23 protein-coding genes, 2 pseudogenes and 1 riboswitch are annotated in these 25,775 nt (G+C 74.3%); of the genes and pseudogenes, 12 read left to right on the top strand and 13 right to left on the bottom strand.

Annotated elements, in window-relative coordinates:
- Positions 1–9: 9 nt before the first annotated feature.
- Together ACF07S_RS30825 and fahA are read right to left on the bottom strand one after the other, a co-directional pair.
- The gene (locus ACF07S_RS30825) at positions 10–948 is read right to left on the bottom strand and encodes a M56 family metallopeptidase (protein WP_391966123.1); all 939 of its coding nucleotides are present in this window, start codon (positions 946–948) and stop codon (positions 10–12) included.
- Positions 949–1,121: 173 nt separating this feature from the next.
- The gene (fahA, locus tag ACF07S_RS30820; RefSeq protein ID WP_391966124.1) at positions 1,122–2,336 is read right to left on the bottom strand and encodes a fumarylacetoacetase; all 1,215 of its coding nucleotides are present in this window, start codon (positions 2,334–2,336) and stop codon (positions 1,122–1,124) included.
- Positions 2,337–2,629: 293 nt separating this feature from the next.
- Between fahA and ACF07S_RS30815 the strand changes: the two genes are divergently transcribed.
- From ACF07S_RS30815 to ACF07S_RS30795, 5 genes and pseudogenes are all read left to right on the top strand, one after another.
- On the top strand, positions 2,630–3,067 hold the full coding sequence (locus tag ACF07S_RS30815; RefSeq protein ID WP_391975683.1) for a hypothetical protein: 438 nt from the start codon (positions 2,630–2,632) through the stop codon (positions 3,065–3,067).
- Positions 3,060–4,613, top strand: a pseudogene (locus ACF07S_RS30810) (lipopolysaccharide biosynthesis protein); the annotation flags it as partial. The gene ACF07S_RS30815 and the pseudogene ACF07S_RS30810, both read left to right, overlap by 8 nt.
- 361 nt (positions 4,614–4,974) lie before the next feature.
- A complete protein-coding gene (locus tag ACF07S_RS30805) occupies positions 4,975–6,879 on the top strand; it encodes a glycosyltransferase (RefSeq protein WP_391975682.1) in 1,905 nt (634 codons plus the stop codon).
- Positions 6,876–7,307 (top strand): hypothetical protein, encoded by a 432-nt coding sequence (locus ACF07S_RS30800; protein ID WP_391966128.1) that lies wholly within the window; start codon positions 6,876–6,878, stop codon positions 7,305–7,307. The genes ACF07S_RS30805 and ACF07S_RS30800 overlap by 4 nt, the downstream gene beginning before the upstream one ends.
- Complete coding sequence (locus tag ACF07S_RS30795) at positions 7,304–8,467, top strand: glycosyl hydrolase (protein ID WP_391966129.1); 1,164 nt, start codon at positions 7,304–7,306, stop codon at positions 8,465–8,467. Before ACF07S_RS30800 ends, ACF07S_RS30795 begins: the two co-directional genes overlap by 4 nt.
- A 16-nt stretch (positions 8,468–8,483) precedes the next feature.
- Here the strand turns inward: ACF07S_RS30795 and ACF07S_RS30790 are convergent, their stop codons facing one another.
- From ACF07S_RS30790 to ACF07S_RS30780, 3 genes are all read right to left on the bottom strand, one after another.
- Positions 8,484–9,239 carry a polysaccharide deacetylase family protein gene (locus ACF07S_RS30790; RefSeq protein WP_391975681.1) on the bottom strand — a complete coding sequence of 252 codons (756 nt, stop codon included), beginning with the start codon at positions 9,237–9,239 and terminating at the stop codon, positions 8,484–8,486.
- A 35-nt stretch (positions 9,240–9,274) separates the two neighbouring features.
- Entirely contained in the window at positions 9,275–10,546 is a 1,272-nt protein-coding gene (locus tag ACF07S_RS30785) for a glycosyltransferase (RefSeq protein ID WP_391975722.1), read from the bottom strand.
- 125 nt (positions 10,547–10,671) lie between these two features.
- A complete protein-coding gene (locus ACF07S_RS30780) occupies positions 10,672–11,742 on the bottom strand; it encodes a GNAT family N-acetyltransferase (RefSeq protein WP_391975680.1) in 1,071 nt (356 codons plus the stop codon).
- A 235-nt stretch (positions 11,743–11,977) separates the two neighbouring features.
- On the opposite strand from ACF07S_RS30780, the gene ACF07S_RS30775 reads away from it, so the two are divergent.
- Positions 11,978–12,847, top strand: coding sequence for an HAD family hydrolase (locus tag ACF07S_RS30775; protein ID WP_391966131.1), 870 nt, complete (start codon positions 11,978–11,980; stop codon positions 12,845–12,847).
- Here ACF07S_RS30775 and ACF07S_RS30770 read toward each other — a convergent pair.
- Complete coding sequence (locus tag ACF07S_RS30770; protein ID WP_391966132.1) at positions 12,811–13,293, bottom strand: transglycosylase SLT domain-containing protein; 483 nt, start codon at positions 13,291–13,293, stop codon at positions 12,811–12,813. The two genes, ACF07S_RS30775 and ACF07S_RS30770, sit on opposite strands and share 37 nt — an antisense overlap.
- A gap of 5 nt (positions 13,294–13,298) precedes the next feature.
- Positions 13,299–13,466: riboswitch (cyclic di-AMP (ydaO/yuaA leader) on the bottom strand.
- Positions 13,467–14,028: 562 nt separating this feature from the next.
- Between ACF07S_RS30770 and ACF07S_RS30765 the strand changes: the two genes are divergently transcribed.
- From ACF07S_RS30765 to ACF07S_RS30750, 4 genes are all read left to right on the top strand, one after another.
- Positions 14,029–15,039: a polyprenyl synthetase family protein gene (locus ACF07S_RS30765; protein WP_391966133.1), complete on the top strand. Its 1,011-nt coding sequence runs from the start codon at positions 14,029–14,031 to the stop codon at positions 15,037–15,039.
- 247 nt (positions 15,040–15,286) lie between these two features.
- Positions 15,287–16,504 (top strand): outer membrane lipoprotein carrier protein LolA, encoded by a 1,218-nt coding sequence (locus tag ACF07S_RS30760; RefSeq protein ID WP_391975679.1) that lies wholly within the window; start codon positions 15,287–15,289, stop codon positions 16,502–16,504.
- A gap of 41 nt (positions 16,505–16,545) precedes the next feature.
- On the top strand, positions 16,546–17,541 hold the full coding sequence (locus tag ACF07S_RS30755) for an ABC transporter ATP-binding protein (protein ID WP_391966135.1): 996 nt from the start codon (positions 16,546–16,548) through the stop codon (positions 17,539–17,541).
- Positions 17,528–18,397 carry an ABC transporter permease gene (locus tag ACF07S_RS30750; protein ID WP_391966136.1) on the top strand — a complete coding sequence of 290 codons (870 nt, stop codon included), beginning with the start codon at positions 17,528–17,530 and terminating at the stop codon, positions 18,395–18,397. Before ACF07S_RS30755 ends, ACF07S_RS30750 begins: the two co-directional genes overlap by 14 nt.
- A gap of 19 nt (positions 18,398–18,416) precedes the next feature.
- Here the strand turns inward: ACF07S_RS30750 and ACF07S_RS30745 are convergent, their stop codons facing one another.
- The 3 genes from ACF07S_RS30745 to ACF07S_RS30735 form a co-directional block, all read right to left on the bottom strand.
- Positions 18,417–19,001 carry a flavodoxin family protein gene (locus ACF07S_RS30745; protein ID WP_391975678.1) on the bottom strand — a complete coding sequence of 195 codons (585 nt, stop codon included), beginning with the start codon at positions 18,999–19,001 and terminating at the stop codon, positions 18,417–18,419.
- 108 nt (positions 19,002–19,109) lie between these two features.
- The gene (locus ACF07S_RS30740; RefSeq protein ID WP_391975721.1) at positions 19,110–20,240 is read right to left on the bottom strand and encodes an amidase family protein; all 1,131 of its coding nucleotides are present in this window, start codon (positions 20,238–20,240) and stop codon (positions 19,110–19,112) included.
- A 110-nt stretch (positions 20,241–20,350) separates the two neighbouring features.
- Positions 20,351–20,857, bottom strand: a complete 507-nt coding sequence (locus ACF07S_RS30735; protein ID WP_391975677.1) for a DUF6668 family protein — start codon at positions 20,855–20,857, stop codon at positions 20,351–20,353.
- A 160-nt stretch (positions 20,858–21,017) separates the two neighbouring features.
- Between ACF07S_RS30735 and ACF07S_RS30730 the strand changes: the two genes are divergently transcribed.
- A complete protein-coding gene (locus ACF07S_RS30730; RefSeq protein ID WP_391975676.1) occupies positions 21,018–22,412 on the top strand; it encodes a tetratricopeptide repeat protein in 1,395 nt (464 codons plus the stop codon).
- 69 nt (positions 22,413–22,481) lie between these two features.
- On the opposite strand, the gene ACF07S_RS30725 is transcribed toward ACF07S_RS30730, so the two are convergent.
- The 3 genes from ACF07S_RS30725 to ACF07S_RS30715 all read right to left on the bottom strand — a co-directional run bounded on the left by ACF07S_RS30725 (position 22,482) and on the right by ACF07S_RS30715 (position 25,082).
- Entirely contained in the window at positions 22,482–22,955 is a 474-nt protein-coding gene (locus tag ACF07S_RS30725) for a VOC family protein (RefSeq protein WP_391966140.1), read from the bottom strand.
- Positions 22,956–23,025: 70 nt separating this feature from the next.
- Entirely contained in the window at positions 23,026–24,063 is a 1,038-nt protein-coding gene (gene rarD / locus ACF07S_RS30720) for an EamA family transporter RarD (RefSeq protein WP_391966141.1), read from the bottom strand.
- Between the two features lie 164 nt (positions 24,064–24,227).
- Positions 24,228–25,082 carry an SDR family oxidoreductase gene (locus tag ACF07S_RS30715; RefSeq protein ID WP_391975675.1) on the bottom strand — a complete coding sequence of 285 codons (855 nt, stop codon included), beginning with the start codon at positions 25,080–25,082 and terminating at the stop codon, positions 24,228–24,230.
- A gap of 90 nt (positions 25,083–25,172) precedes the next feature.
- Here ACF07S_RS30715 and ACF07S_RS30710 point away from each other — a divergent pair, with 90 nt between their 5' ends.
- Positions 25,173–25,562, top strand: coding sequence for a winged helix-turn-helix transcriptional regulator (locus ACF07S_RS30710; RefSeq protein ID WP_391966143.1), 390 nt, complete (start codon positions 25,173–25,175; stop codon positions 25,560–25,562).
- Positions 25,563–25,595: 33 nt separating this feature from the next.
- Here the strand turns inward: ACF07S_RS30710 and ACF07S_RS30705 are convergent.
- Positions 25,596–25,775: pseudogene (locus ACF07S_RS30705) on the bottom strand (2-oxoacid:ferredoxin oxidoreductase subunit beta); the annotation flags it as partial.

Raw genomic sequence — 25,775 nt, 5'->3', positions numbered from 1 at the left:
GCGCGGCGGCTACGGCAGGGCCGTCAGTCCCGGTGCGAAGGTGATCAGGAGGGGGATGAGGGGAACCAGGGCCGCCGCCGTGGTGGTCAGGGCGCGGTGGTGGCGCTCGAGGCGGGGCGGCGGCTCCAGCAGGCGGTCGACGCGTTCGCCGAGCAGACGGTGGCTGGAGGCGCAGGAGAGCACGCCGCGGTGCTGGTTGAGCTCGATCAGGGCCAGGGCCGTGGTCAGGTGGCCGCAGCGGCGGGAGGCCGTGTCGTCGGCGGACAGCTCGACCAGGCGGTGCGTCTGGTCGCAGAAGTGCGCGAACAGCGGGATCCGGGGGAACCCGGTGGCCAGGGCGGTGGACAGGTGCAGCAGCCAGTCGTGGCGGGCGCGGGCGTGACCGCGTTCGTGGGTGAGGACGGCGTCCACCTGGTGGCCGGTCAGGCGCCGCAGGGCGCCGGTGGTGACGATCAGCTGGGGCGGGCTGCCCGGCATCCACCAGGCGTCGGGGTACTCGTCCTCCAGCACCAGCAGGGGGCCGCGGGCCTCGGGAAGTCCCGCGGGCAGCTCGGGGGCTCGTTCGCGCAGGTGCGCCCGGGCCCGGGCGCGCCGGCGGCGGGCCTCGACCAGCTCGCGCCCGAGCATGGCCGCCGTCCAGGCCGCCCCGCAGGCCAGCAGCACGGTGAGGGCGGTCGCCCAGACCGGCGCGGCGGACAGGTCGTACGCCGCGGTCACGGCGGGCGGGGCCGGGGCGAAGAGCTGGGCGCGGACGGTGCCGAAGACGGCGGCGGCGCCGAGGGCGAGGGCCGTCAGACAGCACAGCAGGACGGTGGCGACCAGGCACTGCCACACCCACAGGCCCACCACGGGTTCCCGTTCCGGCCACTTCGCCCGGGTCAGGGCCCGGGGGACGGGCACGGCGGCCGTCACGGCGACAACACTCAGCAGGAGCAGGCAGACGGTCATGCCACGGGCTCCGGATCTCTTCGGCAGAGGGCGGCTTCGGGTCGTGCTGGAGGGGGCGTGCGTGAGGTACTGAGGGCGCGCGGTACGAAGGCGCACACCGCCCGACGCCAAGTATGACGGCGAAGGGCGGTGCGAGTGCAGGGATCGTGCGGGATCGGGAGGCCCCGACGAGGTCAGACCGTGGGGACCACCCGTCCCGTGACCTCGCCGAGGCCCACGCGGACGCCGCCGGGGCCCGGCGCCCAGGCCGACAGCGTCACCACGTCCCCGTCCTCCAGGAACGTCCGCTTGCCGTCGGGCAGTTCGAGGGGCTCCCGGCCGTTCCAGGTCAGTTCGAGCAGCGACCCGCGTTCCCGCTCGGCGGGACCGCTCACCGTGCCGGAGCCGTACAGGTCGCCGGTGCGCAGGCAGGCGCCGTTGACGGTCATGTGGGCGAGCTGCTGGGCGGCCGTCCAGTACATGGTGGAGAAGGGGGGTTCGGAGACGACGTGGCCGTTGACGGCGACGGTGATCCGCAGGTCGTACCCGCCGGGCTCCTCGCCCGCGTCGTCCAGGTAGGGCAGCAGCCCGTGGGTGCGCTCCGGCGGTGCCACCCGGGCCTCCTCCAGGGCGTCCAGCGGGGTGATCCAGGCCGACACCGAGGTGGTGAAGGACTTGCCGAGGAACGGACCGAGGGGCACGTACTCCCAGGCCTGGACGTCGCGCGCGGACCAGTCGTTGAGGAGGCAGAGGCCGAAGACGTGGTCGCGGAAGTCGCCGAGCGGCACCGGCCGGCCCCGCTCGGACGGCACGCCGACCACGAAACCGACCTCCGCCTCGATGTCCAGCCGCACGGACGGCCCGAAGACCGGAGCGGGGTCCGTGGGCGCCTTGCGCTGACCCGAGGGGCGTACGACGTCGGTGCCCGACACCACGACCGTGCCGGAGCGGCCGTGGTAACCGATCGGCAGGTGCTTCCAGTTGGGGGTCAGGGAGTCCTCCGCGTCGGGGCGGAAGATGCGGCCGACGTTGCGGGCGTGGTTCTCGGAGGCGTAGAAGTCGACGTAGTCCGCGACCTCGAAGGGGAGGTGCGGGGTCACCTCGGACAGCGGGTGGAACAGCGGCTCGACGGTCTCCCGGTGCGCGGGGACCGTCACCCACGCCGTGAGCGCCCGCCGCACGTCCGACCAGGCCGTACGGCCCGCGGCCAGCAGCGGGTTCAGGGTGGGGCGGGCGAGCAGGGAGGCGTAGGGCGAGCCGAGGGCGTGGGCCGCCGCGCCGGCGTCGAGGACGTGGTCGCCGAGCCGGACGCCCACGGTCCGCTCCGACGAGCCAGGGGGTGAGAACACGCCGTACGGCAGGTTGTGCGGGCCGAAGGGGTCGCCCTCGGGGACGTCGAAGGGGGGCATCGGGTGCTGCCTCGCTTTCGTGTGCGCGGGTGCTCCACGTGTCCGTGGCCGTGCCACACGTTACGGGTGAGACGGCGGTCCTGTGCAGGGCCGCAGCGGTGGTCCGGAGGCGGAAGGGGCCGGCGGGCAGGGCGTACGACGGCGCAACGGCTCACGTACCGCTTCCACTTGTGCACCGGAAGTCGTCCACGGGACGCGATGCAATCTTGACGCAGTGGTGCGAACGGGGCGACTCTGGGCGGGTGCCGGAAGGCCTCGGGGAGGGGGCGTTCCGACGGCACTCTGGGGGGTTGATGGCCATCGGGGAGGCCGGCCCGGGACCGGTGCGCCACGGCTCGCGGCCACAGCGGCTGGGGGAGACCGTGCGCGGCCGGCTCGGCCGGGACTGTGCGTACGCGCCGTCCCGCAGGTTCGGGCTGCATGCGGCGCTGCGTCACTGGTGCCCGCCGGGCGGCCGGGTGCTGAGGCCGCCGGTCGACGACGACGTGATCCGGATCGTGACCGGCTACCTCTGCGGCCCGCCCCTGGACGACTACGCGGGGCAGGCGTTCACGGACCCCGCGCCCGGGGCCGCCCGCTGGTTCGCCCGGCACGCGCTGCCGGCCGACCCGCTGCGGGCGCGGGAGGCCGCCGACGCGCTGGAGCGGTCCGGCGCGCGGCCGGCCGGCCTTCCGCGGGACCCGGCCCGGCCGGGCACGACGGCGAGGGGGCTGGGGCCGTCCCGTGACTGACATCCAGGTGCAGGAGCCCGCCGCGGTGCGCTCCGGCGGCGGGCCGCGGCCCGCCGGCAGCGGCCCGGCCTCCGGCTCCCTGTTCAGGAACGCCTACTTCCTGATGCTCAGCACGGGCGTCTCCGCCGTGCTCGGCCTGGGGTTCTGGCTGGTGGCCGCCCGCCACTACTCCGAGGACGCCGTCGGCCGGGGCTCCGCCGCGATCGCCGCGATGCGGCTGCTCGCCGGCATCACCGCGACCACGATGATCGGCGCCGTGGTCCGCTTCGTACCGCGGGCCGGCCGCGGGACCGCGCGCCTGGTGTGGGGGGTGTACGGGGCGAGTTCGCTGGTCGTCGCCCTGGCCGCGGGTGTCTTCCTGCTCACGCTGGACCAGTGGGGCGCCTCCTACGCCCCCCTCGGTGCCCCGGCGGCCGGGGCGCTGTTCGTCGCGGCGTGCGTGGGCTGGGCGCTGCTCACGCTGCAGGACGGGGTGCTCACCGGGCTGCGCAGGGCCGCGTGGGTGCCGGCCGGCAACGCGGTGTTCTCGCTGGGGAAGCTGGCCCTGCTGGCCGTCTTCGCGAGCGCGCTGCCCGTGCTGGGCGTCTTCGTGTCCTGGGCCGTGGCCATCGCGTTCTCCACGCTCCCGCTCGGCTGGCTGGTCTTCCGCCGGCTCATCCCGCGCCAGGCCGCCGCCGACCGGGACGCGGAACCGCCCGCGTTGCGGGCCATGGGCCGCTTCCTGGCCGGCGACTCGCTCGGGGCGCTGTTCAGCCTGGCGATGATCAATCTGCTGCCGGTGATGGTCGCCGTCCGCTTCAGCGCCGCGGAGAACGGCTACTTCTACGTGGCGTACACCGTCGGCGGCACGATGGAGTTCATGGCCATCAACATGGCCTCGTCGCTCACCGCCCACGCCTCGCACGACCCGCGTCAGCTCGCCGACGGGGTGCGGGGGGCGCTGCGCCGGATGACGCTGCTGCTGGTTCCGGTGGTCGCGGTGCTGGTGGTCTTCGCACCGCAGATCCTCACGCCGTTCAGCGCGGACTACGCCGAGCACGGCTCGACCGTGCTGCGGCTGCTCGCCCTCGGGGCGCTGCCCCGGGTGGTGGTGGAGCTGTACATCGGGGTGCTGCGGGTACAGGGGCGCACCGGTGTGCTCGCGGCGCTCCAGGGGGCGATGTGCGCGCTGGTGCTGGGCAGCGCGGCCGTGCTGTTCACGCCGGCGGGGATCGCGGGGGCCGGGTGGGCGGTGCTGACCGGCATGACGCTGATCGCGGTCGTCTCGGTGCTCGGGCTGCGTGCGGCGCTGCGCGGCAGGACCGGCCGGCCCGTGGACCGGCTGCCCGCCGACGCCCCGGCCTACGGCACCCGCTGGGCCCGGCTGAACGCCACCGCCGGGTACGGCACGGGCTGGGCCCGCCGCGCCGCGTACCGGGGCGAGGACGCCGAGGACGCCGAGGACACGGCTGCGCTGTCCATCGGCCGCCCCGGGTACGAACGGGAGGCGCCGCGGGCGGACACGCCGGCGCTCGTCGTGCGGCCGCACGACGCGGCGGCGGCGCCCGCTCCGGAGGACGGGGACGCCACGTCGCGGGCGGCCGGTCCGGCGGCCCGGAGCGGCACGGCCGGCGGGGGGCCGGAGCGCGAGGGGGCGGACCGGCGGGACGACGGACGGACGGCAGGGGACCGCCCCGAGCCGGAGGGGGCGCCGAACGACCTGCCCGAGGACTGATCACGCCGCAGAGCCGAACCGCCAGGGGGGAACCACCGTGCGTCCGCCAGCCACGCCTCGCGGGAGATCCGCGTCCGAGCCCGCGCCGGGGAGCAGGCCGGTGCCGGTCACCCATGACGAAGCGGTACCGGAGCACGTCACCGGGCCGCGGTCCCTCTCCTCGCCCGAGCCGTCGGGTTCCGCCCGTGAACCCGTGACGGATCCTTCCGGTCTCCCGCCCGTGCGGCCCGGCCGCCGTGGCCTCGCCGCCGCCCGGCCCGGCGTCCCGCTGCTCGCCGCGCTCGTCCTGTGGGGGTACGCGGTGCGGCACACCGATGTGTCGCGGCTCGACGACTTCGGTCTGGTCACCGCGCTCCACCCGGGCTTCTGGGCCGGCCTGGCGGTCCTGACCGCCGGTTTCTGGTTCACGGTCCGCGATCCGCGACGGCCGGACGGCTGGCCGGCGGCGTACGTGCTCGGGCTGCTGGTGATGGAGCGGGCCACCCAGGCCGTGCTCTACCCGACCCCGCTGTACGCCTGGGCGTGGAAGCACGACGCCGTCGTCGGCCACCTGCTGACGGACGGCGGGCTCCAGGGCGCCGACCGGGTCGGCGACATGGCCGTGTACGACCAGTGGCCGGGCTTCTTCGCCGCCCAGGCCGCGCTGGTGCGGCTGCTGGGCGTGGAGTCGGCGGCGATGTACATGGCCTGGTGGCCGCTGGTCTCCAGCCTGATGCTGCTGCTCCCGCTGCTGCTGGTCTACCGCACCTTCACCGAGGACCGGCGGCTGACCTGGACCGCGGTCTGGCTCTTCTGCGCCGCCAACTGGGTGGGCCAGGACTACTTCTCCCCCCAGTCGGTGGCCTTCGTGCTGCACCTCGGCGTCCTGGCCGTGGTCCTGCGCCGGTACGGCGGGTACGGCGGGGCGCGCGGCCGGCAGCGGCAGGCCCTCTGGACGGTCGTGACCAGCGCGCTGGTGACGGCGATCGTCATCTCGCACCAGCTCACCCCCGGCATGCTCGCCGTCTCGCTGCTCGCCCTGTGCCTGGTCCGCCGCTGCCGGGACTGGGTGCCGCTGGTCAGCACGGTCGTGATCTTCCTGGCCTGGTGTCTGACGGCCGCGCTGCCCTTCCTGTCCGCCGCGATGCCGGACATGATCCGCTCGGTGGGGGACGTCGGCGGCAATGTCGCCACCGGATACGGCGCCACCCCGACCGGTACCGGAGCGGTGGCGACCTCCTGGGCGGCCCGGCTGCTGTCGGGCACGGTGCTGCTGCTGGCGGTGGCCGGAGTGTGGCGGCAGCGCGTGCTGCGGCGCCGGGCGATGCCCCTGCTGGTGATCGCGGCGGCCCCGCTGCCGATGTTCGCGGCGAGCAGCTACGGCAGCGAGATGATCTTCAGGGTGCTGATGTTCATGCTGCCCGGCGTCGCCTTCTTCGCCGCCGCGGCGCTGCTGCCCAAGGTGCGCACCCTCGCCGCCGAAGCCGAGGCGGAGAACGCGGCCGGAGCCGCCTCCGGAGCCGCCGCCAGGGCCGGAGCCGCCGACGCCGGACCTGCCACCGACGCCGGAGCCGGTGCCCGCGCGCGGGGGGCACGGGCCCGCGCACCGGCCGCCGCGCGCCTGCGCATCGGCGTGTGGGGCCCGCTGCCGGTCCTCCTCGCCGGGACCCTGGCCTTCGTCCCGAGCTACTCGGGCAAGGACCGGATCAACTACTTCCCGCCGGCGGAAGTGGCCCTGGTCCAGCAGCTGTTCGACGGGGCCCCCGGGGGCTCGTTGATCGTCGCCGCCAACCGCAACTACCCGCTCGCCCACGAGTCGTACGGGACCATCGACCACTACTGGTTCCTCGACGACGCCCGGCGGCACGTGGACGAGATCCTCCGTGCCCCCGCCGCCACCCTCGCCCGCGACATGAGCGGGGTGGAGCGCCCGGGCCGCGCCTACTTCCTGCTGACACAGGGCCAGTCGGCCAACTCCGAGATGAACGGGCAGCTCACCGCCGACCAGTTGGACCGTGTCCGGAAGTCCGTCGCCGCCTCGCCGCGGTTCCGGCTGGTGGCGGAGAACGACGCGGGCGTGGTCTACGAACTGAGGCGCGAAGGGGGAGCGGAGCGATGACACCGCAGGACCTCGTGGTGCGGATGCTCCCGCCGTTCGGCGGCTGGCTGGCGCTCGCCGCGCTCGCCCTGCCCGGTGGTTCGCCGCTGCGCGGCGCGGCCGTCGCCGTGTTCCTGGCGGCGGGCCCCGGCGCCGCGCTGGTCGGCGTCTGCGGCCCGGCGCTGCGCGCACGGGCCGGGCGGGGGCCCGTCGAGTCCCGCCACCCCGGTTTCGCCCGCCGCTCCGACCAGCTGGAACGGCTGATGCTGAGCGTCCTCCTCAGCGTCTCGGCGGTGATGGTCGTCGCGACGGTGCTGATCGCCACCCACACCTTCAGCGCGCGGCGCGTGCTGCTGACGCTGACACTCCTGACCACGCTCGCCGCGTTCTGCCCGCGGCTGCGCGCCTCCCCGCGGGCGCCGGCGACACGGAAGGGTTCCGCTCTGTGAGGTTCATCCGTCCCCTGCGCCGCGACGGCGGCACGCGCACCGCCGACGGCCGGCACCGCAGGCCGTACGCACGGCAGGAGCCCGGGCCGGCACCCGGGCCGGTGTCGCGGCACCGTCGGCTGCTGCTCACCTCCGCGACGGTCGTCAGCGCGGTCCTCGTCGCCGTGCTCGCCCTCCGGAACGCCTCCGGACCGTCGGACCCGCGGCCCTCGGGGACGGACGGGGAATGCGCGCCCACCGCGCTGCTCGAACCGCCCTGCGGCGCCTGGTTCGGCGCGTTCGTGCCGCACGACCGGGCGGACCTGGAGGACAGGGTGGAGGCCTACGAGGAACGCGTGGGCCGCAGGCTCGACATCGTCTACACGTACCACGACATGTCCCTGCCCGAGGGCACCCGCCGGGAGGGGCAGTTGCTCACCCCCGAGGAGCAGCGCGTGGGCGACGAGCGCATGCTGCTGCTGTCCTGGGAGAGCAAGTGGTGGGGCGGTGCGAAACGGCAGCAGCCGACGTGGAAGGAGATCGCGGCCGGCGAGCTGGACGCCTCCGTCATCGACGTGCAGGCCCGGCGGATCAAGGAGTACGGCGAGCGCACCGGGAAGAAGGTGTTCCTCTCCTTCGACCTGGAGATGGACACCCGCACCCCGGACAACGGCACCCCGGCCGAGTACGTCGGGGCCCACCGGCACATCCACGACCGGTTCCGCGAGCTGGGCGCCGACAACGTGGTGTGGACGTGGATCATCACCGGATACCTGGACCACGCCGGCCTGTTCGAGCGGATGTACCCGGGGGACGACTACGTCGACTGGATCGGCTACAACCAGTACAACTACTACCGCTGCCACAGGACGGACTGGCTGACCTTCGAGCAGACCCAGACGACCACCCACGAGTGGATACGCCGGAACATCTCCGACGACAAACCGCTGATGCTCTCCGAGTTCGGCACGGCGGTCGACTCCGCCCGCCCCGAGCGGCAGGCCGAGTGGTACGCGCAGGTCCCGCGGGTGCTGAAGGACCTGGAGGGGGTCAAGGCGGCGCTCCAGTGGAACTACCGGGACCCGGGGCCCCACTGCGATCTGTCCCTGGCCGACGACGCGGCGTGGCGGAGCCTGCGCGAGGTGGTGGCCGATCCGTACCTGAACCAGCCGCTGAGGTGACGTCCCCGGCCGCCGCTCAGCCCGCGAACTCCGGCCCGCGCAGGGCGGCCCGGCCGTGCCGGTACCAGCGCCAGGCGATCGTCCTCGGGCCGTCCCGGTAGGGGGCGATCCGCACGCCGTCGCCCGCCAGCCAGGTCTCGACGTCGGCGACGGTGTGGCCGCGGCGCACGATCAGACGGGCGATGCGGTAGCGCTCGTCCCGGTCCGAGCTGAGCGCGTGCCGGACGGCGGTCGCCGTCCGGTAGCCGGCGCGGGCGGCCATGGCGCGCACCCGGGGGCTGTTGTAGCCGTGCGGATAGGCGAGATGGGGGACGGGATGGCCGAGGATGTCCTCCAGCACCGCCTTGGAGTCCACCAGTTCGGTGCGCAACCGCCGGGCGGTCAGCGTGTCGAGCTGGGCGTGGGTGACCGTGTGACTGCCGATCTCCACGCCGGAACGTTCCAGCTCGGCCACTCGGCTCAGCGGCATCATCGGGGCGGGCGGCAGCAGGCTCCGGCCGCCCGGGGCGATGGCACCGGTGGTGAGGTAGGCGGTGGCGGGCAGCGCGCGCTCGGCGAGGGCGTCGGCGGTGGGGCCGGGCAGGTCGGCGAAGCCGTCGTCGAAGGTGAGCAGCACCGGCCGGGGCGGCAGGGGAGCCCGTCCGGTGAGGTGGTCCGCGAGGGCGCTGATGGTGACGGGCGTGCGGCCACTGTCCACGACGGCACCGAGATGGGCCGCGAACTGCCTGGGCGAGACGGTGAACTCGGCGATCCAGTCCGGTGGTTCGTCCATCACGGCGTGATAGAGGAAGACGGGTATGGCCGGTTTCATCCCGTCCCCCCCTCCGCGGTGTTCGCCGACGCCCGCCGTGCGCGCAGATAGCCGACCGGCCCGTACACCATCCCCCTGCGCTGCAGCCGTGACAGCCGGCGTGGCCAGGGATGCGTGCGGGTGCCGTGCGTCCCCGGCGCCCCGCCGCCACCGCCGGTGTCGCGTACGGCGGTCAGCGCGCGGGCGTGGGCGAGGCCGCGCGGCAGCCGGGCGAGGAACGCCGGCAGCAGCGCCGGGCGGTTGACCAGGATCGCGGTGAGGTAGGCGGTGAGGCCGGCGCCGTAGCCGTAGGCCTGGGTCTCCAGGTCGGCCCAGGTCTCCCGGTGGTGGTGCCACACCAGCGCGTACGGCGTGTAGTGCAGCCGGTGCCCGTCGGCGAGGACGCGCACGAACCCGTAGAGGTCGTCACCGCCCCGGGCGGCCGTTCCCGCGCCGGTGGCCGGGTCGAAGCCGCCGACGGCACGCAGCACCCCGGTACGGAAGGCCATGTTCGCGCCGGATCCGAAGCGGCCCGCGGTGAAGGGGAACAGCGGCTCGTCGCGGGGCGGGTCCAAGGGGTCGTACGTCGTCGGCGTGAAGCCCTTGGCGAAGCCGCCGTGACCCTCCAGCAGGACCTGCGCCGGGGTGCGCAGCCGGGCCGGCAGGATCAGGCCGGTGACGCAGCCGGTCCGGCGGTCGGCGGCGAAGGGCGCGGTCAGCTCGGCCAGCCAGCGGGGATCGGCGACCACGTCGTCGTCCGTGAACGCGATCACCTCGCCCCCGGCCTCCGCCAGCCCCCTGTTGTGCGCGACGGCGAGTCCGGGCACCGGTTCGCACACGTACCGCACCCGCTCGCCGTACTTCCGCTCCACCAGCTCCCGGGTCGCGCCGGTCGACGGCGCGTTGTCGACGACGACCACCTCGAAGCGGGGGTGCTCCTGCGCGAGGAGCGAGTCCAGCGCCCGGGCGAGCTGCCCGGCCCGCTCCCGCGTGGCCACGACCACCGAGACGAACGGCAGCCCCCCCTCGCCCCGCACGTCTCCGGGACCTCCCTCCGGCACGGGCCCCACACCTTCCCGGGACAGGGATCCCGCCATGGCCTCGCGTGCCGCCGTCATGAGGACGGCCCGCGGGTCCGCGCCCTGCGGTACCCGCGTCAGCAGCGTCCCCACCGGTCGGCCCGACCGCCTGACCAGCAGGAACACCTCGCCGTGCGTCACCGGCGGGCTGCCCGGGCCGGGTCTCGGACCGGCCTCGTCGCCGTCCAGGTCGACCTCGGCGACCTGCACCGCGCCGATCGCCAGGAACCGCCGTATCTCCTCCCGCGTACGCGCCCGCGCGCCCCCTCGTCCGCCCGCCCCCGCGTCCGCCCCCGCGCCCGCTCGTGTTCCGCCGGACATGCGTCCTCCCCTCCTCACGACCGGCGCAGCCGTGCCGCGCCCTTCAACGTCCGTGACGCCAGCGCCGCCAGGCGCGGGCGGGCGCGCACGAAGCCGTGCGCGCGGCGCGCGGGCTCGCGGCCCAGCCAGTGCAGGACGGCGCCCGCGCCCGGACGGGTCACCGCCCCTTCGTAGACGGCGAGTTCGCCGGTCTTCAGCGCGTCCTTGTAGGCGGCCGGCCCGCGCCCCATGTCGAGCATGCCGATGCCCTCGGCCGCCGCCGCCTCGGCCATCCGCAGATGCAGCACGAGACCGGGCGAGTACTTCGCGAACTCCGTGTCGTACGCCGGGAACCAGCAGGCCAGGACCGACGCCGAACGCAGGCCGAAGTGCGCGGCGACGGGACGGCCGCCGGCGTACAGGACCGACAGCGTGCCCGTGCACTGGGGCGCCCGGGTCCCGGCGAGCCGGCCCACGAGCCGGGCGATCCACTCCTGCGCGAACCGGTCGCGGCGCCCGGTCCTGCGGTACTGCGCCGACTTCCACTCCATGAGCACGCGCAGCGCGGCCGGGTCCCGTTCGTCGAAGACGAACCGCACGGGTCCGGTCCGGCGGCCCAGTCTGCGCTCCTTGGCCAGGGTGCTCTTCAGGAACTTCGGCGACCGGGTGCGCAGCACGGACTCGTAGGTCCCGTACCCCTTCTCCACGTCGATGACGTACGTGGTGTGCTCCTCGGCCGCGTACGGCACGAACAGCCCCTGGCCCGCCTCCAGGTTGTCGAAGGCGAAGCTCGACACCGAGCAGGCCCGCAGCAGTTCACCGGTCTCCGGTGCGGCGCCGGGGGCCAGGACCGCGCCCTGGCAGTCCGACACCCCGAGCCCGATCGCCCGGCCCTGCCCCAGCACGCCCCGCTCGTACGGCAGGAAGCCCGCCGGTTCCGCTCCCTCGTACAGCACCGCGACCCGGGCCTGTGACCGCACCCGGCCCACGGCGGTGGCGAACTCCGGTTCCATGAAGGGGCTGCGCGGTGCGTCCGTCGCGGCGCGCAGTTCCCGCCAGCGCTTCCGTTCCCCCTCGCCGAGCTCCCCGGGTCTCAGCACGCGCACGCGTCCACCGCTCACCTGACCCCCCGATCAAGTCCCCCCTGGACACTGGGAAGGTACCGCCCGGGACCGGGCGGACGGTAGACAGCGGAGCATGTTCTCGCCGAACGGGGAAAGAGGTCCGCAACCCGCCCGTACCAGGCGATGGCGGAAAGGTCCCTTAGCGTGACGGACGCGGTCGCGCAAGCGGTTCCGGGCAGCGTGAGGCGGATCGTGGGGTTGTCCGTATTCTCTGATCATGGCCGTACCCACCGCATATTCACTCATCGCCACCGACCTGGACGGGACGCTGCTGCGCGGCGACGACACCCTCTCCGACCGGTCCCGCGCAGCGCTCGCGCGGGTGGCTCGGGCCGGTGCCCAGCACCTCGTCGTGACAGGGCGCCCGGCCCCCAGAGTGCGGCCGCTCCTGGACGACCTCGGCAGCACGGGGCTCGCGGTGTGCGGGCAGGGAGCGCAGGTGTACGACGCCGGCGCGGACCGGATGCTGTGGTCCGTCACGCTGGACCGGGAACTGGCGGAGACCGCGCTCGGCAAGATCGAGGCCGAGGTGGGGGAGGTGTACGCCGCGGTCGACCAGGACGGGGTCGACGGGCTGACGCTGATCGAGCCCGGTTATCTGATGCCGCACCCGACCCTCCCCGCCGTACGGGTCGAGCGGCGCGGCGATCTGTGGGACCGGCCGATCAGCAAGGTGCTGCTGCGCCATCCGCGGCTGACCGACGACGCGTTGGCGGCGGCGGCGCGGTCGGTGGTCGGTTCGCTGGCCACGGTCACCATGTCGGGGCCGGGCACGGTGGAGCTCCAGCCGTGCGGGGTCACCAAGGCCACCGGGCTGGCGCTGGCCGCCGAACACCTCGGGCTGAGCCCGGAGCGCGCCGTCGCCTTCGGTGACATGCCGAACGACATCCCCATGTTCGACTGGGCGGCCCGCGGCGTCGCCATGGCCAACGCCCACCTCGAGCTGAAGGCGGTGGCCGACGAGGTCACCGCGTCGAACGAGGACGACGGCGTGGCCGTCGTCCTCGAGCGGCTGTTCGGCGGGCCGGGCCGGCAGCGGGTGGCTCCGGATCAGTACGCGCCGAAGACGTTGTCGATCGAGCCGTAGCGGTCGGCGGCGTAGTTGCAGGCCGCCGTGATGTTCGCCACCGGGTCGAACGGGTCGAAGACGGTGCCGGGTACGTGGTAGGCCGCGAAGGTCGGGTCGATCACCTGGAGCAGCCCCTTGGAGGGGGTGCCGGCGGCGGCGTTGGAGTCCCACAGGTTGATGGCGGCGGGGTTGCCGGAGGACTCGCGCAGGATGTTGCGGTGGATGCTCTCGTAGCTGCCCGGGATGCCGTGCTGCGCCATGACGGACAGCGACTCGCGGATCCAGCCGTCGAGGTTGTCCGGGTACGCCGTCGTGGCCGTCGCGGTGGCCGTCGTGGTGTCCGCGGCGGCGCTGGTGGCGCCGAACAGCGGGAGGGCGACCATGGCGACGCCGGTGCCGGCGACGGCGAGGGAGCGGACGAGGCGGCGGCTGCCGGAGTGGCGGTGCTGACCCTGTGCGGGCATGTCTGGGTTCCTCTCCTACGCCTGCGGGGTGAGCTGTCGGGTTCGGGCGGGAGAGTGCCCGGCCGTGCCCTGCGGGCACGGCTTCACCCCGAGCCGTTCCGGTGCGTTGCCCGGTCCGGCGGCTTGCCTGGGTCCCCCGCTCCTGCCGTGCGTGAGTTCGTCGTCGGGTGTGGTGCGGGCGGCGGCAGGACTAGGCGTCCGCCCGGCAGGCCGGGAACGTATGCGAGGGCACGGGGCGGGAACAAGTGCGGATGTCACACCGCACGCCGTTCGATCGTGGAACGGGGTGTTTGGGATGCTTGATCCTTTTTGTTCACCAGGGGTCAACTGGGCTCCGGGTGAAGGGGAAAGGCGTGCGCCGGGGAGCGGCCGGGCCGCCGGGCCGCCGTGACCCACTTCACTGACCGGGAACCGTGGAGCCATTTCCGGCCAATGGGATATTCGCCGGCAATAGCCGCGCATCGGACGCCGGGGCGGGAGGGGTGGCGTGTGTGCCGGGAGAGGGCTCGAAGCGCCGGGGGCGAGGAGAGGGTGCCGCGTCCGGAAAGTCAGGGAATGTCCCGCATGGCCGGTCGATCGGCATCACCCCCGCTTCCGGTCCCGTGCCGCTCTCCCGGTATCCCCGGGCGCTGACGGTGATCGAAACGTGACCGGATACGCTGACTCGAGTGAGGGCAGCGACCTATCGACGAACCGTGTGATCGCCAGCAGACACCAGCAGACAGGAGACCCCTCGTGACCGTCGTCGGGCCGTTCGGGCTGAGCGTGCGGGACCAGGCTCTGGAAGCCGATGTCCAGGCCGGATTGACGGCTGTCGAGGAGGGCCTGCTCGAGGCCACCAAGAGCGAGGTGCCCTTCATCACGGAGGCCGCCCAGCACCTGGTGCGGGCCGGCGGCAAGAGGTTCCGCCCGCTGCTCGTGATGCTGGCCGCCCAGTTCGGCGATCCCTACGCACCCGGTGTCGTACCGTCCGCCGTGGTCGTGGAGCTGACCCATCTGGCCACGCTGTACCACGACGACGTGATGGACGAGGCCGACGTACGGCGCGGAGTCGCCAGCGCGAACGTCCGCTGGGGCAACTCCGTCGCGGTCCTCACCGGCGACTTCCTCTTCGCCCGGGCCTCGCACATCCTGGCCGACCTCGGCCCGGAGGCGGTGCGGGTACAGGCCGGGGCGTTCGAGCGGCTGGTCACCGGGCAGATCCTGGAGACCGCGGGACCGCAGGGCGGCCGGGACCCGGTCGACCACTACCTGGACGTGCTCGCCGGCAAGACCGGTTCGCTGGTCGCGGTCTCCTGCCGCTTCGGCGCGATGATGTCCGGCGCCGACGACACGGTGGTGGACGTGCTCACCCAGTACGGCGAGCGGCTCGGCGTCGCCTTCCAGCTCGCCGACGACGTCCTGGACATCGCCTCCGACTCCCACGAGTCCGGCAAGACCCCCGGCACTGACCTGCGCGAGGGCATCGCCACGCTGCCCGTGCTGCGGCTGCGGGAGCGCACGGCCCGCCTCGGGCTGGCCGGCGACATCGCCCTGTGCGAGCTGCTGAACTCCGACCTCACCGACGACGCCCGGCACGCCGAGGCGCTGCGGCTGCTGCGGGTCCACCCCGCGCTGGAGCAGGCCCGCCGGGACACCGTGCGGTACGCCGAGGAGGCCCGCGCGGCGCTGGCCCCGCTGCGGGAGTGCGACGCGAAGGCGGCGCTCGTGCAGCTGTGCGACGCGGTCGTGCACCGGGCCGGCTGACCCGGCCGTCTCCCGAACTCCCCCTCGACCCCTACTGGTCGGGGGAGAAAACCACCCCCCGTGTCATACCGCAGCAGTACACGGAGTTGCGCCCCGGGTCTGACGATTCCGCGTGCCGGATTTGGTCAGATGGACCACGACGGACAACACCACTTCTCACCGGTTCGGGTGAGAATGGCGGCTCAGGGTGAGACTGGCGCGAGGTCACGAGACGGAAGCCGCCGCCGACCACGAAGGCAGGGCACACATGGCACCGTACGAAACCGACGACACGACGACCGCGGGGGAGGCCGACGAGCCGCGCGCGGGACGGCGCAGGGCCGCGCGGTACGTCGTCCCGGTCACGGTGATGGGAGTGGCGGCCGCGACCATCGGGCTGGTCCCCGCCATCGCCGACTCCGGCGACCCCGATCTGCCGGAGATCACCGCCGTGCAGCTCATCGAGAGGATCGCCACGTCGGACGTCCAGCAGCTGTCCGGCACGGTGAAGATCACCACGGACCTGGGGCTGCCGGACCTCGGCGGCCTGGAGAGCGGCCTGGTCTCCGGCGCGACGGAGCAGGGCGAGGGCGGCTCCTCGGCCGACCCGTCCGCCAAGCTCACCGAGCTGGCCTCCGGCACGCACACGCTGCGCGTCGCGGCCGACGGCCCGGACCGGCAGAAGCTCTCGCTCCTGGAGAACGCCGCCGAGTACAGCCTGATCCACAACGGCAAGGACGTCTGGGGCTACGACAGCGCGTCCAACGCGGTCCACCACAGCACCGTCGACCGGTCCGGCGAGGACCGGGCGCAGAAGCCCCCGGCCACCCCGAAGGACTTCGCCGAGGAGGCGCTGAAGGCGGTCGACGACACCACGTCCGTGGCCGTCGACGGCACCGCGCAGGTGGCCGGCCGGGACGCGTACAAGCTGGTCGTCAAGCCCAGGCAGTCCGGCTCCACGGTCGGCGCGATCAGCATCGCGGTCGATCACAGGACCGGTATGCCGCTGAAGTTCACGCTGACCCCGGCGAGCGGCGGTGCCGCCGTCGTGGACGTCGGCTTCACCAAGGTGAGCTTCGACCGGCCGGCCGCGTCGACCTTCGCGTTCACCCCGCCCAAGGGCGCCGAGGTGACCGAGGACGGCGAACTCGACCACGGCCGGGAGCGCTCCGGGAAGCCGGAGAACGCCCCGAAGCCGGAGGAGGACCTGGCCAAGGGCCTCGACGGGCTGAAGATGCTCGGCGAGGGCTGGAACTCCGTCGCCGTCTTCGACACCGGCGGCGAGGGCGGCCTGCCCACCGGTGAGGCGGGCGGTGACCTCGGCGGCTTCCTCGGCTCGCTCGGCGACCAGGTCAAGGGCGACTTCGGCACCGGCACGGTGTTCAGCACCCGCCTGGTCAACGCCCTGATGACCGAGGACGGCAAGGTCTACGTGGGCGCCGTCACCAAGGACGCGCTGGTGAAGGCGGCCGACGCGGGGAAGTAGGTCCCCGGACCCACCGACGCAGTGAGGGAACGGGGGAGCCGATGGGCGAGGCGTCCGCCACGGAGCCGGACGGCGGCGCGGACACGGGACGGGGCGCGGACGCCGGTGACGGCGTCATCGTCACCCGCGCGCTCACCAAGCGCTACCGCGGCGGACAGCTCGCCGTCGACGGTCTGCGCCTGACCGTGCCGGCGGGCAGCGTCTTCGGCTTCCTCGGCCCCAACGGGTCCGGCAAGACCACCACCATCCGCATGCTGATGGGCCTGATCGAGCCGACCTCGGGCACGGCGCACGTCCTGGGGCGCCCCATGCCGCGCTCCGCGCGCGCCGTGCTGCCCCACGTCGGCGCCCTCATCGAGGGTCCGGCCCTGTACGGCTTCCTCTCCGGCCGCGACAACCTGCTGCGCTTCGACGCGGCCGACCCGACCGCCGATCCGCGCACCCGGCGCACGCGCGTCGCCGCCGCACTGGACCGGGTGGGCCTCACGGCCGCCGCCGGCAAGAAGGCGAAGGCGTACTCCCTCGGCATGAAGCAGCGCCTCGGCCTCGCGGCCGCCCTGCTCCGGCCGCGCCGGCTGCTCGTCCTGGACGAGCCGACCAACGGCCTCGACCCGCAGGGCATGCGGGAGATCCGCACCCTCGTCCGTGAACTGGCCTCCGACGGCACCACCGTCTTCCTCTCCTCACACCTGCTCGACGAGATCGAGCAGGTGTGCACGCACGCCGCCGTGATGGCCCGGGGCCGGCTGATCACCCAGGGATCCGTCGCCGGCCTGTCCGCGGGCACCCGGGGCCGGCTGGTGGTGAGCACGCCGGACCCGGCGGACGCGGCCCGGGTGCTGAAGGAGCAGGGGGTGGCCGACGTCGTCGTGGCCGAGGACCGGGTGACCGGCGAGACGCCCGGGCGTGACCTCGCCGAGGTGAACGCGGCACTGGTGACGGCCGGGGTCCGGGTCCGCGGCTTCGGGGTCGAACGGGCCTCGCTGGAGGACGCGTTCGTGGCGCTGACCGGGGAGGGCTTCGATGTCGCGGGCTGAAGCGGTGCGGAAGGCGAGCCCGCTGTGGACCCTCGGCCTGTTCCGCAGCGAACTGGTCGTCACCTTCCGGCGCCGGCGCACCCTCGCCCTGCTCGGGGTGCTGGCCGCCGTACCGGTGCTGGTCGGTGTCGCGGTGCGGATCGAGACCGGTGACGACGGCTCGGCGGGCGGAGGCGGCGGGGGAGGACCGGCGTTCATCTCGCAGGTCACCAACAACGGCCTGTTCCTGGTCTTCACCGCGCTCGCCGCCACCCTGCCGTTCTTCCTGCCCATGGCGATCGGGGTCGTCGCGGGCGACGCCCTCGCCGGCGAGGCGAACGCCGGCACCCTGCGCTATCTCCTGGTCGCCCCCGCCGGACGGAGCCGGCTGCTGCTCGTCAAGTACGCGACCGTCATGGCCTTCTGCCTGGTCGCCACGCTCGTGGTGGCGTTCTCGGCGCTGATCACCGGCGCGCTGCTGTTCCCGCTGGGCGATCTCACGACCATCTCGGGCACCCGGATCGGCTTCGCCGAGGGCCTGGCCAGAGCACTGCTGATCGCCCTGGTCGTCGCCGTGTCACTGATCGGGGTGGCGGCGCTCGGCCTGTTCGTCTCGACGCTGACCGACAGCGGCATCGCGGCGATGGCGACCACGGTCGGGCTGCTGATCACGGTCCAGATCATCGACCAGATCCCGCAGCTGCACGCCCTCCACCCCTACCTCTTCCCCCACTACTGGCTGTCCTTCGCCGACCTGATGCGCGAACCGGTCTACTGGGAGGACCTGACGAGGAACCTCGGCCTCCAGGCCCTGTACGCGACCGTGTTCGGCTCGGCGGCCTGGGCGCGGTTCACGGCGAAGGACATCACCGCGTGACCGGGGCCCGCCCGGCGGATCAGCCGGCCTCGTAGGGGAACCGGGCGAGGGGCGCGTCCTGGGCGAAGAACGTCTTCGCCCGCGCCAGCGCCTCCGTGTCCTTCAGCACGTCACCCGGCTTGCTGCCGTTGCCGAGCAGTACGCCGCCGAAGCGCATGCCCAGGTAGGCGGCCGAGTTGTTCAGCGTGCCGATCAGCGGGCCGGCGACCTCCGGTTCCTCGTGGGCGAGGGCGGTGACGCCCCACAGGGTGCGCCCCTCCATGGCCGCCTTGAAGTCCAGGCCGGGGGTGCGCAGCCAGCCCGCCCAGTGGTCCAGGTAGCGCTTGGTCTGCGCGGACACCGAGTACCAGTACAGCGGCGAGGCGATCACCACGTCCGTCGCCGCCAGGGTCGCGTCCAGGAGTCGGGCCACGGGTCCCTCGGTGGGACGCACGTGGTCGCTGTCGTGGCGCAGGTCCTCGAAGTCGGGCACGGGGTGGGCGGTGAGGTCGAGCCACTGCCGCTCCACGTCCGGGGGCAGCTGTTCGGCGGCCCGGCGGGCCAGCAGTTCGGTGTTGCCGTCGGGACGGGCACTGCCCAGGACGAAGAGGAAACGGCGAGTCATGGTCATCCCCAGAGAAGTCGGCGCACGCCAATAACAAGCATCTGCATTATATGCGCATGCAATCAAATGGCCAAGGGGATTCGGCGGGGCTCCGGGCGCCCCCGGGGTTCAGGGGCAGGCCCCGCGCCGCTCCGCCTCCCGCGCCACGGCCAGCACCAGCGCCTCCCGCCCGCGCGGTGCCACCAACTGCAGCCCCGCCGGGCAGCCGTCCGCGCCGAACCCGGCCGGCAGACTCAGCGCGGGATGCCCGCTGACGTTGAACGCCCAGGTGAGCGCGGTCGAATAGGTGTCACCGGGGCCGTCGTGGCCGTGCGGGGCGGTGGGCGTCGTCGGGGTGAGCAGCAGTTCGGCGGCCGAGAAGAGGCGCTCCAGGCGCCGGTCGTTCTCCGCCCGGACGCGGTGGGCGCCGGCGAGATCCGCGCCCGGGGTGCGCAGGGCGAGCCAGGCCGGGGCGGGATCCAGCAGCGACGGTGCCGCCGACGGCCGTACGAGCCGTACGACTCCGGCGTCGACGAGCCGGCCGACCGCGGCGCGGGCCAGCGCGACGGGTTCCGGGTCGGGGTCCGCGAAACCGAGGTCGGGGGACCAGAGGGCGGCGACGGGGAGGGGCCCCGGGGCCTCGCCGGGCGTCTGCCGCCGCGACACCACCCGCCACCAGGCCGCCGCGTCCGCGGCCGTGCGGGCGAGGACTCCCCGCGTGGCGAGACCCGTGGGGTCGGCCGAGGGGAGGCGGCCGGCCGTGGTCTTCAGGCCGACGACCCCGCACCACGCCGCCGGGATCCGCACCGAGCCCGCCCCGTCACCGCCCGTCGCCAGGGGGACCAGCCCGGCGGCCACCGCCACCGCCGACCCGGCCGAGGACCCGCCCGGCGTGCGGTCCGCCCGCCACGGGTTGACGGTACGGCCGTGCGTCCCGAGCCCCCAGGTCTGCCAGGGCGTTCCCGGACCGGGCACCGAGGTGGCGCCCACGGCGACGGCACCGGCCGCGAGCAGCTCTCCCGCCGCGCGCAGCCCGCCCCGGCCCTTGACGGCGATCGGTACCCCGGCCAGCGGCAGCCGCTCACCCGCCTCCCGGGAGCCGCCGACCCGCGCGTCCACCTCGGCCGCCCGCCGCAGTGCCTCCTCGTCCCACACCTCGGTGAACGCGCACAGCCCGGGATCGGCCCGCGCGATCCGCTCCAGCGCCGCCGCGACGACGTCGACGGCCCGCGGTCCCCGCCCGCGTACGGCGGAGACGATCTCCTCGACCGACGCGGACGCCCCGCCGCCGTGCCGGCCGTGCTCGCCGAGTGCGCCGTACCCCTGGCCGTCCGGTGCGCCGGTTTCCGCCCCGGGCGGCTCCGCGGCGTTCAGCGCGTCGCGCCCGTCAGGCGGGCCAGCGGCTCCGTCTCGCGGGGCGGCCGACCGCTCAGGTCGCCCAGGCGCCACTCGGACACCCACGGCACGCGGTACGCGTCGATCACCGACCCGATCAGCCGGACCCGCTGCGCGAGGGGGCGCGGCAGGCGTCCCGGCGCGTCCGCCACCAGTACGACGGCCTCCAGGCCGAGCCCGTGCGGCGCCTCGCCGCGCCGGAACACCTCCACCGCCGGAACCACGGCGTCCAGGCCGGCCGCGTGGGTCCGGGCGACGAGCAGCACCGACCGCGGATCGGCGGGGCCGGGCCAGGCACGGCCGCCGTCATGGCCGCCGTAGACCGCGGCGAGGGTGGAGACACCGGCGCCGCCGTGCAGTCCCACCCAGGAGAAGCGCCGGGCCGCCGCCCGTGGGTGGGCGGGTCCCGGCGGGGCCGCCTCCGGTACCGCCACCGGTCCTCGGATCCAGATCTCCGGTCCCTGCCGCATGCCTGTCCGCATGCCCCCTCTCCTGCTCGTCGTCCCGGTCTTCATGCCGCCGGGCGGGCGGCGGAACCGCGCCGGGCGGCCGTTGGGACGAGGCTGTGACACCGCGGTGACGTGAGAAGCGCGGGCGAACGGACAGACTCGACACCAGGTGTACGACCCGATCGAGGGAACGATGTCCCGACTCAGCCGCGAGAACAAGCGGGAACAGCAGCAGGCCGCACATGCGGCGAACCGCGCGGCAGCGCCGATCGACGTCCGTGTCCCCGTCGGGGGGGAGGGCGCGGGCGGGGCGTCGGTCGGCGGGGTACCGGTGATCCCGGGGCCGGGGGAGGAGATCCAGCAGGTGGTGCTCGACCGCCTCCACCGCCTCGCCATCGCCTCCGGGCACGCCGTCCTCGCCACCGTGCACGACGAACGCATCGGCTATGTCGTCCCGCTCCGGGTCGAGCCGGACGGCTCCAGCCACTTCACGGCGCAGCCGGTCCTGACGGGACCGGCGCAGGACCGGCAACAGCCTTCTCCGGACCAGGCCCTCGAGCCGGGCCGGGACCGGGCCCTCGATCGGGACCGGGACCAGGCCCGGGAGGCGGGCGGGCAGCAGCTCCGGGAGCCGGCCCGGGACGAGGCCCGGGAGCCCGCCCGGGACGGAGGGCCCGTGCGGGCACCCGGCCCGGACCGGCCGACGCACCTGCTGCGCTCCGTGCCGGAACCGCAGACGCCGCCGGCGCCGGTGACGGAGCCCGCGCCCGTACGGGACTCCACCCCCACCTTCACGCTGCGCCCCCTGCCCGGAGCGCAGGCTCCCCGGGACTCCGTACCCACCGCCCGGCTGCGGGCCGTACCCGGGTCGGCGGAGGCCGCGCCGCCCGGCACCGTCGCGCCGCCGACGGGCGCGTTCGGTCCGCCCCCGCCGATGGACGCGAGGCCGCACCCCGCCCCGGAGCTGTCCCGTCCGTCCCCGCGGGCAGCCGAACCGCCCCGTGAGCCCGATCCCGATCCCGATCCCGAGCCCGAGCTCGCGTTCGGCCCCGATCCCAGGCCGACCCCGCCCCGGGGCTTCGACGCCGTGGCGGAGGCCGTGCTCGGTGACGCCCCCCCCGGTGCTTCCGGTGACCACCTCGCCGAGCCCATGGCGCGCGTCAACGACGCCGTCCGGGCCGGCCGGATCGACACGGCGGCCCGGCTGGCCGGGGAGACCATGGCGGAGGCGTCCGTGACCCTCGGGCCCGAGCACCCGGAGGTGCTCCGGCTGCGCGAGCTCACCGCGTACATCGCCTACCTGGCGGGCGAGCCGCTGCGCGCCTTCCGGATCTCCCTCGACCTGGCGGTGATCTGCCGGCGCGCCGAGGACGCGGAGGCCGCCTACGGCAACGTCCGCAGCGCGGCCACCGCGTGGCGCGCGGTACGCGACCCGCAGCTCGGACTGCGGCTCGGGCACGAGCTGATCGCGCTGTGGACCGAACTCACCGCCGAGGACGGCCCGGCCGCCGACGAGATCGAGGAACTGGAGTGCGCCCGCGTCCGCATGGGGCGCCTGACCGAGCGGGCGGGCAGCCCGGGCGCCTGAGCGGCTCGTGTCCCACGGCGCCACTCCGCCGCGGCCCGCGCACACGCCCCCGGTGCGGGCGGGACTCGTTCAGTGCAGGCAGAACTCGTTGCCTTCCGGGTCCGTCATCACCAGCCACCCCCCGGACGGCTCCTCCACCCGCCGCAGCACCCGCGCGCCGAGCCCCTCCAGCCGCGCGACCTCCTCCTCGCGCCGCCCCTCACCGGGGTGCAGATCGAGATGGAGCCGGTTTTTGACCGTCTTCGCCTCCGGCACCCGCTGGAACAGCAGCCGTCGCCCGCGACCGGTGCCGCTGTCCTCGTCGTGGGGATCGTCGGGGTGCCGTACCGCCGCGAGGTCGCGCCAGGCGCGGCGGCCGTGGGACTCGACGGTGAGGTCGGCCGGCACCGCGCCGGCGCCGAGCAGCTGTCCGATGAGCACGCTGTTGTCCTCGACCACGTAGTGCAGGGCGGCTGCCCAGAAGTCGGCCTGGGCGTGCGGGTCGGCCGCGTCGACGACGACCTTCCAGTGCACCGGCGTGGACGGCGTGGGTGTCTGTGTCATGGGACCAGTTATAGGGCCCGGCTCCGGTACCGCGCGGCCGGGCGCTCCGGCCCCCGGTGGCGGCCGCGGTCTACGGCCTGGTCTCCAGCGGGTCCGTCCCGTACGCGGCGGGCGTGCGCCCGGTGGGCGGCGCCGCGCCCGCCGTCCCGGCGGGCACGGGGGTTCCGGTGGCCGCCGGCGTCCCCGGCGCCCCGGCCCGGCCGGCGAGCGCGCGGGCCGTCCGGCGGGCGGTGCGCAGCGCGTCCCAGGTGAGGAGGGTGAGCGCCAGCCACACCAGCGCGAAACCGGCCCAGCGCTCGGGCGGCATGGCCTCCTTGAAGTAGAGGATGCCGAGGAGGAACTGGAAGACCGGCGCCAGGTACTGCAGCAGCCCCAGCGTGGACAGGGGCACCCGGATCGCGGCGGCGCCGAAGCAGACCAGGGGGAACGCGGTGACGATCCCGGTCGCCGCCAGCAGCAGCGCGTGCCCCGACCCCTCGGTGGCGAAGGTGGAGTCGCCCCGGGCGCTCAGCCACAGCAGATAGGCCAGCGCGGGCAGGAACTGGATCGCGGTCTCGGCGGCCAGCGACTCGACGCCGCCGAGGTTGACCTTCTTCTTCACCAGTCCGTAGACGGCGAAGGAGAAGGCGAGGCAGAGCGAGATCCACGGTGGGCGGCCGTAGCCGACGGTCAGGACGAGCACCGCCGAGGCGCCGACCGCGACCGCCGCCCACTGCACGGGCCGGAGGCGTTCCTTCAGCAGCAGCACGCCCATCGCGATGGTGACCAGCGGGTTGATGAAGTAGCCGAGGGAGGCCTCGACGACGTGCCCGGAGTTCACGGACCAGATGTAGACGCCCCAGTTGACGGTGATGACCGCCGCGGCGACCGTGATCAGCGCCAGTTTGCGGGGCTGCCGCAGCAGCTCGCCGGCCCAGGCCCAGCGGCGGATGACCAGCAGGGCCGCGGCCACGAAGACCAGCGACCAGACCATCCGGTGGGCCAGTATCTCCACTGCCCCGGCGGGCTTGAGCAGGGGCCAGAACAGGGGGACGAGCCCCCACATGCCGTACGCCGCGAAGCCGTTCAGCAGTCCTGTTCGCCGCTCTGCGGCCGACTTCCCGGTCACGGGCCCCTCCTTCGTGCCTGACGCGTGCCCTGTCCTCGGGCGACGCACGCCGGACGCGCGCGCAACGCTCGCGGTCGACGGTAACGCCGGGCACCCCCGCCTGTCATGTCCGTACCGGCATACGGTCATGACGAGCGGGGGTGGGGCGTGCGAGGCCCTCCGGATCAGGCCTCGAGCGCGGTGGCGACGGCCTCGGCGAGCGGGGTGGTCGGACGGCCGGCCAGCCGGGACAGGTCGCCGCTGTCGACGACCAGCTCGCCCTTCTCGATGGAGGCGTCCACGCCCGCGAGGACGGCGGCCATCGGCCCGGGCAGTCCGGCACCGGCCAGGATGCCGGTCAGCTCCTCGGGCGTGACCGTGTGGTAGGAGATCTGCCGGCCGGTCTGCCGGCTCAGCTCGGCCGCGTACTCGGCGAAGCTCCACGCCTGGTCGCCGCCCAGCTCGTACGTCGTGTTCTCGTGCCCCTCGCCGGTCAGTACGGCGACGGCGGCGGCCGCGTAGTCGGCCCGCGCGGCGGAGGAGACCCGGCCCTCCCCGGCGGCGGCGACGACCGCGTCGTGCGCCAGGACCGGGGCGAGGTTCTCGGTGTAGTTCTCGTGGTACCAGCCGTTGCGCAGCAGCACGTACGGCACGCCCGAGCCCAGCAGCGCCTCCTCGGTGCCGCGGTGGTCGTCGGCGAGCGCGGCGGTCAGGGTGCCGGGGGCGCTGGTGTAGGCGAGCAGGGCGACACCGGCGGCCTTCGCCGCGTCGATGACGACCTGGTGCTGCCCCACCCTGCCCTTGTCGAACTCGTTGCCGGAGATCAGCAGCACCTTGTCGCCGGCCGCGAACAGGCCCTCGAAGGTCTCGGGGGCGTTGTAGTCGGCGACCGCGATCCGTACTCCGCGCCCGGCGAGGTCCGCCCCCTTCTCCGCGCTGCGGACGACGGCGGTGACCTGCTCGGCCGGCACCTTCTCCAGCAGCTGTTCCACGACGTGACGGCCGAGCTTTCCGGTGGCTCCGGTGACGACGATGCTCATGATGCGACAACTCCTTGTGGGGTGGGTGCCACTAACCCTAGGAGAAGCGCTAACTATTGGAAAGTACCCACTTTGGAGTAAGGTACTGCCATGACGGTAAGTGAGGTGAACGCGGACGGCTGGTGGCGCGACGGCCAGGCGATGTGCCCGCAGCGGCTGATCCTGGAACACGTGACGAGCCGCTGGGGCGTGCTCGTGCTGATCCAGCTCCTGGAGCGCCCGTACCGCTTCAGCGAACTGCGCCGGGCGATCGGCAGGGTCAGCGAGAAGATGCTCACCCAGACCCTGCAGACCCTGGAGCGCGACGGCCTGGTCCACCGCGACGCCAAGCCGGTCATCCCGCCCCGCGTCGACTACTCCCTCACCGGCCTGGGCCGCGAGGCCGCCGAGCAGGTGCGCGACCTGGCGCTGTGGACCGACCGGCGCACGGCCGACGTCCTCGCCGCCCGGCAGGCGTACGACGAGGCCCGGGCGGAGTAGCCCGCCCGGGCCCCCTGCGGCCTCCGGAAGGCGTCAGCCGACGACGGTCCAGGTGTCGTTGCCGGTGAGGAGGGTGGTGAGGTCGCCTGTGCCGTGTTGTCGGGTGGCGGTGTGGAGTTGGTCGGCCATGAGGGTGTCGTAGACGGGCCGGTGGGTGGAGCGGAAGACGCCGATGGGGGTGTGGTGCAGGGTGTGGGGGTCGGCGAGGCGGGA

The sequence above is a fragment of the Streptomyces sp. NPDC016640 genome (assembly GCF_043076215.1).
Lineage (GTDB): Bacteria > Actinomycetota > Actinomycetes > Streptomycetales > Streptomycetaceae > Streptomyces.
This window is presented reverse-complemented; position numbering and strand designations above follow the sequence as displayed.